The following is a 3,534-nucleotide window of genomic DNA, read 5'->3' on the forward strand; positions in this document are numbered from 1 at the left end:
TGGCGTGTATAGTCCGCCGTAGAATGGTCGTCGTCTTCGGCTTCCTGTGCTTAGCCACAAATCCGAAGCTGCCATCGTCGAGCATCGTCGCCGTTCCGGCACGGCGAAAGCTCTTTACAGAATTCATATTCTTTAGCTGTGGGTCGAATCTGAATTCTCCCTCGCCAATAGCGGTAGCTTCGCCAAAGAAGCTCACAGCTGTTTCAGTTTTTTTCGTCATAATAATTCAAATGCTTATACGTTTAAAGAAAAAAAAATAAAAGGGTTGTATTAGCGGCGGCAAAATCGTCGGTCAACTAAAACACCACCTCCTTTGCCGCCAACGAAATGATCTCATCCGCCACGATGTCCTGGTATGTGCGTCCCTCGTGTTTGTGTGTGAAGAAACGGAGTTTCGCCGCCACTGGCGTGCCCTTGGCGATGTTTTTCTTCGCCTCTTCCCCCCACACGGTGGCTACATACGTGTCGGCATAATCGCCGCCGATGTCCTTGATCACCACCTCGCACTTCGACATCGTGCCGTTCTTACCTTGCAACTGGGTCACCTGTCCCCACTTCTCAATTCTTCCTATTGTCTTCATAATCTTAAATGTTTAAAATGTTTGTAAATGTTTATTGTTTAAAAAAAATCGTAGCAAAACCGCTGCCTTCGTCGTCTTCGCCGTCTTCGTTCCCGTTTTCGTTCCCGTTTTCGTTCCCGTTTTCGTTTTCGTTTTCGTTTTCGTTCCCGTTTTCGTTTTCGTTTTCGTTTTCGTTCCCGTTTTCGTTTTCGTTTTCGTTCCCGTTTTCGTTTTCGTTTTCGTTTATATTGTTCCAATAAGTCAAAGATCACCGCCAACCAGATGTGTCATTTTCTGATTGACGGTGCAAAGTTAAGACAACGATTTATACCTGACAATAGGTAAATTGCCAGCGTGAACGATAGTGAACAATAGTGAACGTTTGAGTGAACGATTGAGTGAATTTTTGAAAAAGAATATGTTTTATAACATAAAATAAAGACAAAAAAGGCGTGAAACTAATCGCTGCTACTCTTTCTAGGCATGTGGCATCGCCTTGGATATATAACAACGACAGTTCACGCCCTGGAAGATTCTCCAAATTATCTATTTGAAAAGTTGTTATAATGGAAGATAAACCGCCCCACGACCAATATCCTTCTCTTGGTTTCCTTTGCACTCGAAGTGTCGGTGAACGTCCAGTGAAGTGAACCATCTATATACAATTGAGAAATGGCACGTACAGCAAGAACGCATTCAGATAGCGGAGTCTATCACGTTATATTGAGAGGGGTAAACAAACAACAGATTTTTGAGAGCACTGAAGACTATCAGCGCTTTCTAAATATCTTGCGTACTCTAACAGTTCGGGAGCAAGACGAATCTGGACATCGTTCCAAGTATGGACGAATAGGACATCTCTTTCAGGAGCGATTCAAGAGCCAGCCTGTTGGAGACTGGGGGTATTTCCGAGAATACAAATGGAGCAGCTGGCTTGAATATATTGGACAAGAAAAGAATGCTTTCTGTGCCATTGATTGAAATTTTATTTGTTCATCCGTCTTTAGCATCGAGTGCTCCAGAGTGGTTCGTCCTGCCAATTCTGTGGAAAACCCATGGCACGGGTGTCAATCATAGGGTATTCAGCAAGGAGAGCCTGTAGATGTTCAAGCATATCGTTGTTGGGCGATACAATGTCGATGAACCACCTGATAATACATATGTTATAGTATATACGTTTGGGCGATACATTGGAAACTATCCATCGGTCACTCAGTCTTCGTGGTATCATCGGACTGATGGCATTCTCTTTATTCCACACACGTGCGTGGTGGCAACAGGCGTTGCGGGTTAGGGTGACAACGGTTATCCATGATGTGAATACTGGCACAGTCAACCCGAAGCGTGCAGCAATCTTCTTTCTGAGAGTGTTATCAGCCAAGTTCTCAAACATGCGTGTGACAACACCGAGAGGAAGTATCTCAACGAGAATCCATGCAGGAGGATAAGGGTTGCTGTACTTTTCCTTGAAATGCAGTATGAATTCCTCTTTTGAGTTCCTCAGCTCCTTATCCACCAATTCCATGGTTCGTCTGAATTTGTCACTATTGGCAAACAAGGTCTCGTCTGTCATCCAGAATATATTGCCAGTTTCCTCTGCCACAAGGTTTGCAAGAGTACTGCGAAGAGCAATCTCCACCTTTTCTATCTCGTTAAAGAGGAAAAGGCGTAGTTTTTTGTCGAAACGATATAGATTGAGTGCATCCTGAAATTTGCTTCCCTGCTTAAAACAATGTTTCTCTTTAGGTTGGCACAGGAGTGGGAACATATATGCGCTCAACCTATAGTAACCGATGTTGCGTATATAATGGGAAACTCTCTGATGGTTCTCGATTTCCAACCCTCTATGTCGCAGCAGCTCTACCATATCATCAGGCTGCATAAAAGACTTGTCAAACAATAATCTCATAATGGTATAAAAATAAAACGACCCCCGATTTGAGCATTGTTAAGAGGCTTGGGGGTTCTAGCGCTGCAAAGGTAAGACATTTATTTGGATTGTGCAAGTATTTTGGAATAAAAGTGCGGAAATGGAGGTGATTTTTAACAGATGTTGGGTGTTTCGAGATGCAAAATGCGGCATCTGCAAACCAAAGTTGGGCATCTACAAACTATATTGGGCGGTTCGGAGGATTGGATGGAGGGTCATGGCGCTTACATCGGCAATGCTCTCTAGCTTCTTGAATCTACTTGATTCTCACATTCATCGGCCTCCTTATAGTTTGCGAAAATAGTGTTTTTTATTGAAATGGCAATAAAAAGAATGAAAATGTTACAAATAATTAACTGATAAGGGAACCAAACAGAGGTATGGGTCATAAGGGCAGGTACATTGGTTCGTTATTTGTCGCGAATCAGTGGTACCTGTCCCTATGAATCCCAGCCACTAAGTCCGGATGTGGGCATATTGGTTATTTATAAATTTCGTTATTTCAAAACGATAAAAGATATATAGGTAACGACCCGCAAAGTAAATGAATGCAACAAAACCTTAGAACCATAGTATATCTACAAAGCTGTGATTTCATCTTCCGACAAGCCCGTCATTTCTTCCCCCTCAATCCCATTCATGCCTTGAATATTTTACTTGCCGAGATGCAGCTTTTCTTATGCAAAGTTAGTAATTTTATTGTTACGTTCCAAGAAAAAGGCGGGAAAATGTTGGAATATGATGATTTTTTTTCAAAACCAAGAAAATGCAGGTGAAAGGGGCTCGATAGCAGCATTAAGGGAATTGAGTCAACCAGATCAGGAAAGACAGTCAATCTTTTTAGAGAACAAAGTCAACGATTTTAGTACGTAAACATATTTTAAGTTAAACCCTGCTCTGAGAGAGTCAACCTTTTAGGTTCTTCTGCAATTTAGTTGAAGAGCACACGTCTCAGCGTAAGTTACTGCCATAGCTTTTTTAAGCAGTCATCGCAATCAAAAGTTTTCAGGAAGTCCCCCTAAGTCAAGTTTAGTGAAACGATGC

At 42.3% G+C, this 3,534-nt stretch carries 3 protein-coding genes; all 3 read right to left on the reverse strand.

What is annotated here, in order from left to right:
- Positions 1–220 (reverse strand): hypothetical protein (locus tag CIK99_RS10420; protein WP_371591025.1); only part of this gene is annotated, 220 nt, incomplete at its 3' end.
- A gap of 76 nt (positions 221–296) precedes the next feature.
- Positions 297–581 (reverse strand): DUF3127 domain-containing protein, encoded by a 285-nt coding sequence (locus tag CIK99_RS10425; RefSeq protein WP_094381450.1) that lies wholly within the window; start codon positions 579–581, stop codon positions 297–299.
- A 982-nt stretch (positions 582–1,563) separates the two neighbouring features.
- Positions 1,564–2,469 carry an Abi family protein gene (locus CIK99_RS10440; RefSeq protein ID WP_094381453.1) on the reverse strand — a complete coding sequence of 302 codons (906 nt, stop codon included), beginning with the start codon at positions 2,467–2,469 and terminating at the stop codon, positions 1,564–1,566.
- Positions 2,470–3,534: the final 1,065 nt, after the last annotated feature.

This window comes from Prevotella sp. P5-92 (assembly GCF_002251245.1).
Taxonomy (GTDB): domain Bacteria; phylum Bacteroidota; class Bacteroidia; order Bacteroidales; family Bacteroidaceae; genus Prevotella.

Bases quoted from the DNA above. Each gene is read 5' to 3' on its own strand.
- CIK99_RS10425 (WP_094381450.1), bottom strand. From the start codon at position 581: ATGAAGACAATAGGAAGAATTGAGAAGTGGGGACAGGTGACCCAGTTG.
- CIK99_RS10440 (WP_094381453.1), bottom strand. From the start codon at position 2,469: ATGAGATTATTGTTTGACAAGTCTTTTATGCAGCCTGATGATATGGTA.